A 6,115-nucleotide genomic window follows, 5' to 3' on the forward strand; every position below is an offset into this window, starting at 1 on the left:
CGCCGCCCGCACCCAGGCCTTCACTGCCTGGGTTGAGGTCGCCGGTGCGCCGCTGGCCGCTTGATCCCCCGATCTCTCGGCATCCGTGGCCGAACTGCGCCAGCCATCATGGCCAGTGCCAACGAGTTGACGGTGCCAGCAGATGCAATGGACGAAGCTCGGCGCCCATCGGCTGGTGCAAATCCGCACCCGGACCCTCGACGGCACCCTGCGCGACACCTTCACGGCGTGGTACCCGGCCATGGCCGCCAACGCCTCCTCAGCCCCGGTCACCATGAACGTCGCCTGACCACCCCACACTTCTGCATGCTCTCTCCACGCCGGCCCGTCCTCGCCCTCGTCGGCCTTAAGCAGGATCTGCGCGTGCTTGAGCTTGCGCACGTCGGCCTGCGGACCAACAACTGGCGAAGCTGCGCGCGCTCCTCCACCGTCAGCGTCACACGATGCTTCTTCATGGCCGCCCTCCCCAGCGCTGATTTCGCTTCCAACAGGAGGACGGCCTTCACATCACCGCTGAGGCCGTACTTGGGCCGCCGCGGCGTGCCGGCCTGCCCCCGAGCCAGAACCAATCCGGGGCGACAACCCGACCGGCTCAGCTGTCGCGGGTTGGTAATGCGGCCCTGCGGCAGGCGCTGTACTTCCCTGCGCTCATCGCCATGCGATTCAACCCGGCAGTCGCCGCTCTGCGCCAGCGTCTGCAAGCCCAGAACCGGCTCAAGCCGAAGCAGATCGTGGCGGCCGCCATGCGTAAGTTTCTGCACCTGTGCTTTGGCGTTCTCAAGACCGGCCAGCCCTTCAATGCTCTCGATCGATCGGCGCCCGCATCAGCCGAGGCATGAGCTTCATTCCGATGTTCGATCGACGACGATCATCCCACCGTCCCGCCCTGCCATCAGAACCGCTGCCGCACGCAGACCCGGTCAAGGATGGCCGCAGGCCAGCGCGCCGTCGGCGCGCCTTGTCCTTGACCGGGGCGAGCACGGTGGCAGTCTCAGCCAGCCAGCCGGGCGTGCGAACAGGGCATTGACGCTCAACATGGTATCTGTGCACGCGGGACGAAGGCGCGTGGCAACGCGGGCACGGGACTGACAGGTGCCGAGGGCAGGCGAAGATAGTGATGCGGTCCGGCTCCGGCAGAACATACTCGACGCAAAGACCGTCAGGGATCACGGGGAGAAGGCGCTTGATCACAGTGAACTGAAGCTGTTGCAATGTTCACCTCATGTGCTCACCTTTGGCGTCCTGCGCCACCAGCATCACGCAAAGTGCGGGAGAACCAAATCTCCCTCGACGAGTTGTCCAATGGGAACGGTTCCCATTGGACATTCCAGCAGGAGCAGCCTTTCGGCACCGCCGGTGACGCAACGCCCTCACGGATTCTGACGAAGATGCGCCTGTGCGGTCCGACGAAAAGAGTAGCGATTGCCTGCGTTCACCGACACTACCCACCCAAAGGAACGTTCAATGGGAACGGTTCCCATCGCACGTTACGTCCGTTCTGACTTTCGCTGTTCGAGCAGCGTGTCGATCAGCGAACGCATATGCATCAGGCGCTCCCAGTCGCCGTCGGTCAAAGGTCGCGGCTTCTCAACCATCGCGCCAATGGTTTCCTGAGCCCGATTGAGAACGCGGAACACCCGCTGGGGTAGGGCACTCAGCGCCATCTCCGGCGAATTGTCGGCCGGCTTGCGCGAGGGGCGCTCGCGGTCCGCTCCTGCGTTTTCCGAGCGTGGCGGCTCACCACCCACGTCGGGTTCTCCAGCCGCGCCGCTGCTCTTCCACTGGTCCCACATGGCGAGGGCGGAGGCTTCCGACGCGGCGCGGGTGAGCGTGAGGAGAAAGCGGAGCGTCGGCTCATGCTTCGTGTATTCCTCGCGGATCACCTCAGGCAGGGACTGCAGACGGAGCAGTTTGGAGATCATGCTGCGGTCCTTGCCGACGATACCGGCAAGCGCCTCGTCCGTGTATCCGTGACGCTCTTTCAGCCCGTGCAGCGCATCGGACTGCTCGAACGGAGACAGGTCGACGCGCTGCACGTTCTCGACCAGCGCCACCTCAAGCGGATCGCCGGCGGTCAGGACCGCGGTGATGGTCGGCCAACCAAGCGACTTTGCTGCCCTCCAGCGCCGTTCGCCCCACACCAGGAGATATTCGCCGTTGGCCTGCTGCTGCACCCCAATCGGTTGCTTCAGGCCATGCTTGTCAAGCGAGGCGGCCAAGGACGCCAAGTCTTCTTCCCGAAAGATCTTGCGCGGCTGATCGGGGTTGGTGACGACCAGTCCGATGTCGCAGGCGAAGGGCCGCTCGAAGGGCACCGCCTTGCCGGTCAGCGCGTTGCTGTCGAGCCGCACCGGATTGGCGCTGGTCTGGTCGCTGCTCTTGGTGATGAGCCCCATGTTGGAACGCGGAATGCCCTTAGCCATGCGCCGTCACTCCGTGACCAGCCGGGACGACGCGACGGTCGCGCTCCTCGATCAGGGTCTGCACCACCATGTCGAAGGTGCCGACGCCGGGCGCCTTGGCGTTGAAGGCGACCAGAGCGTCGCCACCGGCCGACGATTGCGGGTAAAGCGTGGTGTTGGGGATTGGCGGGAAAATGTGGACCTCCTGCCCGTAGGTCTCGTGCATGTCCTTCAGCGTGGCTTGGTCCTGGGTCGTGCGGCCAGAGTAGAACGTCGGCACGATGCCGAGCAGGGAGAGGGTGGGATTGCCGCGTTCGCGCACGAAGTCGATCTGCTTGCGCAGCGTGCCCATGCCCATGAAGGCGAGAGGCTGCGTCTGGCAGGGGATCAGGACCGTATCGCTGGCCACCAGAGCGTTGGTCACTAAATGCCCCAGGGTAGGCGGGCAATCGATGAGAATGAAGTCGACGCTGCGGCGCAGGTCGGCGAGCCGGCTGCGCAACGTGTTGTGTGAAAACTGTTGGGCGGCGAGTTCGGTCTCGCTCTCGGCCAGTTTGAGCGAGGACGGCAGGACCCGTAGGCGCGGGTTGCGCGTCTCCACGAGACACTCTTCAGCCTTCGCTGCCCCCTTGAGGACGTAGTAGAGCGTCTTCTCGGCTTCCTCGCAGGCGACGACGTCCACGCTGAGATGGATCCCGGCGTTGGCCTGGGGGTCGGAGTCCACCAACACAACGGAGTAGCCGCGGTCGGCCAGCATGCGGCCGACGTTCACGCACCCTGTGGTCTTGCCCACTCCGCCCTTCTGGTTCGCCAAGGACACAACGAGCGCCGGGCCAGGCTTCTCGACGGGAAGCACCGGGTGCTTGCGGATGAAGGCCACGACGGCCTGCGGGATACGCTCGCCCCCATTCTCCCAGCGCGAGATCCTCTGGCGATCGTAGGAGCGGTCCAGGCCCTCGTTCAGAAACGCCGCGAAGTCTTCTCTCGATTGTACACGAGCCTCGCGGTACGCTTTCAACTGTTCGCCGAGCATGCCCCCTCCCCAGTCAGTCGAATTCAGCGATTCCACGCATAAAGTGAGACACTCACCCTGTCAACGGCGATCGGATGGGGTCAACGTGCTCACGATAGCGTCTCGTCGGCAATGTTGCTTTTTCGGCCACACCGGCCAAGCCCAAGGTCAGGGAAAGCGGCGGACACACAGGACTTCAGCCATTCGACCGAAACTCGGAGTCGACGAACCGTGTAGACTCGCGGCCAACACCTTACGGAGACACTCGACCAACTGGCGCTCTTTCGCACACGCCTCCTCGCAGAGCGCCCGCATCTCGGCGATACTCGGCCGCCACCTCTTCGTCCGGCGCCAGGTGCGCGCCGCCTGGTCGATTGCCCAGGCGGGAAATTCGCCGAGATCCTCGACCCAGTCCATCGCGACCAACTGCTCGACGTCGGGCGTCAGCCCCTTCGCCGGGTAATGCGACAGCAGCGACAGGACGCGGCCGAGCAGCCGGTCGGGCTCCGCCGGCGCCAGGATCGAGCCTTCCAGATCCGCCAGCATGCGCTGCGCCATGGCGGCCTGCCGGGCCGTGACGGTCGCCGGCGGCGACCAAGTCTCCGCGAGCCCCTCGAACCCGTCCTCGCCGAAGCGCGGGCGGTGCTCCAAGTGACCGGCGGCAAGCACCGCGCGCAACGGCTCCGGGAAGGTGGCAACGAGCAGCCGGCATCGGTCGGCAGACGGCATCGCGGGGTCAAACGGCAGCGGCAAGCGCTCCGGCAACGGCATCACGGCAGCGGACATGGCGGGCCTCCTCAGGTCCAAGAGCGGGTGGTGGTCTTCTGGGCATCCTTGAGCCGCGCGGCGACGGTCATCCAGGCGTTGACGCGCTGTTCGGCGGCGCTGTCTCGGTCACGGCTGAACGTCGGAGCCGCGGTTCCGGCAGGGACTGCGGCCTTCGCCGCCGGCGCCTTTCCGGCCGCCGCGTCCTGGACCAGCCAAACGCGCCAAGCGGCGGAGACGTCGCGGTAGCGGTAGCCGTGCGCCTGACAGCGCAGGACGAAGCCCTCGACGTGCTGGCCGAGGTCGACATCGCCAAAGCGGCTGCGGGCCCAGGCGAGGTCGTCGGCCGTCGGCATCCAATCCGCGGACACGCCCTGGGCCAGCCTGCGCCCGCCCGGAGCGAGCGAGTCTTGAATCTGTTCCGGATGGAGGTGTTCTTGACTCGGTGCTGGACAGGGGGCGTTTGCCACCGAGTCATCCCTGTCGTCGGTGGGAACAGGGCGTGCGGCGGTTTTGGCAACCACTCCCCCGTTCCGCTCTATGCGCAGCCGGTATAGACAGGACAGCCGGGAGCCGTCGTGTCCGCGGCGGTGCTCAATCGTAACCAAGCCGATGTCGTCCAGGCGCTGCAGAATGCGGTTGATCGTCGGGCGCGACCGCTTGAGTTTCGCGGCCAGCGTCGACTGCGACGGCCAGCAGACGCCCTGTTCGTCGGCGAAGGTGGCGAGCGCCGCCAGGACGGCGAAGCCGTCGGCGTCGAGATTGGGGTGGTCGAGCCACCAAGCGGGGATCTTGCCCCAGCGGCTGGTCGTGTCGGTCGGCGTGGTCATGGTTCCTTACTCTCCGTCGGAGGGCACTTCTTGAGCGAGGATTCGAATCCGATAGCGTGAGTCGAAAAGCGCGGCCTCATCCTCCAGGGAGGTCTGGGCCGCGCATGGGGAGGACCAGACCGCGCATCTGTAGGATGAGGCCGCGCGTTGGGAGGATGAGGCCGCGCATGGGGAGGAAGAGGCCGCGCTCCGCCTCCGAATCGGATTCGGGAGGATCAGGCCGCGCTTCGGCAAACGACTCGGACGAGCCCGATTCGCTGGATTTAGGTGTCGCCAGCCGTCGATTGGGAGGAAGAGGCCGCGCATCGGCGCGAGGAGATGACGGCGAGAGAGATCCAGCCTGTAGGATGAGGCCGCGCTTCCACCGAGGTGTGAAGGAAGAGGCCGCGCTTCGGATCTCTTGAGCCTGGCCGTCCGCGACCTTTCCGCATGGGAGAAACCGCGATAACACGCATGCAGATCGCGTTCATGGGGAGGATGAGGCCGCGCACGTCGCGATTCGGGCCAACTTTGCGCTGACCGGCCGGCATGCGCGGCCTCATCCTACAGGTCCGCGGCCTCACCCTCCCCATGTGCGGCCTCATCCTACAGATGCGCGGCCTCAACCTTCACATCTGGAACGTCCACAGCATCGCTGCGTGTTGCTCCGGTCACGACGCCGTGCCTATGGTGGACGCTGCAGGGGAGGGGGCATGACCGGTCCGGTTGTCGCAGGTGCTGATGAGAGCCAGGAGCCATCGATGGGGCAGAGCGCCGTCCAGTTGCTCCTGTTCGAGATCGACCATGCTCGGGATGCCAGTGGTCGGGATCCGTCCCGTACCCGCACCAACACGGTCGGCCTCTACGACTTGGCGCCGCGCTTCGTGTTCTATCCCGGCAGTGTTCCGGTGGCGGAGCGTGGCGAGGGAGGCCGCCCGTCGGAGAAAGCCATTGAGCGGGAGTTTGTCTTCCGCGGACGACCGTTCAGTCTGACCTTGAAACCAGCCACCATCAAGCGGCGCTACAAAACCGAACGCGGCGACGTCGAGGGATCGTGTCCCAAGACGTGGTGTAGCTGAGGAGAACCGGCCCGCCGAAGCGCCCCCAGAGCTGGCGTAGGCGGGCCG

General features: G+C 65.8%; 7 protein-coding genes. 3 read left to right on the forward strand and 4 right to left on the reverse strand.

Annotated elements, in window-relative coordinates; genetic code table 11:
• Positions 1-142: 142 nt before the first annotated feature.
• Both Q4I23_RS29665 and Q4I23_RS29670 read left to right on the forward strand, forming a co-directional pair.
• Positions 143-289, forward strand: a complete 147-nt coding sequence (locus Q4I23_RS29665) for a hypothetical protein (RefSeq protein WP_498528593.1) — start codon at positions 143-145, stop codon at positions 287-289.
• Between the two features lie 259 nt (positions 290-548).
• The gene (locus Q4I23_RS29670; protein WP_498528599.1) at positions 549-839 is read left to right on the forward strand and encodes a transposase; all 291 of its coding nucleotides are present in this window, start codon (positions 549-551) and stop codon (positions 837-839) included.
• A 648-nt stretch (positions 840-1,487) separates the two neighbouring features.
• Here the strand turns inward: Q4I23_RS29670 and Q4I23_RS29675 are convergent.
• From Q4I23_RS29675 to Q4I23_RS29690, 4 genes are all read right to left on the reverse strand, one after another.
• Complete coding sequence (locus Q4I23_RS29675) at positions 1,488-2,423, reverse strand: ParB/RepB/Spo0J family partition protein (RefSeq protein WP_498528594.1); 936 nt, start codon at positions 2,421-2,423, stop codon at positions 1,488-1,490.
• Positions 2,416-3,435: an AAA family ATPase gene (locus Q4I23_RS29680; protein ID WP_498528595.1), complete on the reverse strand. Its 1,020-nt coding sequence runs from the start codon at positions 3,433-3,435 to the stop codon at positions 2,416-2,418. Before Q4I23_RS29680 ends, Q4I23_RS29675 begins: the two co-directional genes overlap by 8 nt.
• A gap of 147 nt (positions 3,436-3,582) precedes the next feature.
• A complete protein-coding gene (locus tag Q4I23_RS29685; protein WP_498528596.1) occupies positions 3,583-4,200 on the reverse strand; it encodes a hypothetical protein in 618 nt (205 codons plus the stop codon).
• A gap of 11 nt (positions 4,201-4,211) precedes the next feature.
• Complete coding sequence (locus Q4I23_RS29690) at positions 4,212-5,009, reverse strand: helix-turn-helix domain-containing protein (protein WP_498528597.1); 798 nt, start codon at positions 5,007-5,009, stop codon at positions 4,212-4,214.
• 692 nt (positions 5,010-5,701) lie between these two features.
• Here Q4I23_RS29690 and Q4I23_RS29695 point away from each other — a divergent pair.
• Entirely contained in the window at positions 5,702-6,067 is a 366-nt protein-coding gene (locus Q4I23_RS29695; protein WP_498528598.1) for a hypothetical protein, read from the forward strand.
• Positions 6,068-6,115 lie beyond the last annotated feature (48 nt).

The sequence above is a fragment of the Azospirillum sp. UFLA03-27 genome (assembly GCF_059803775.1).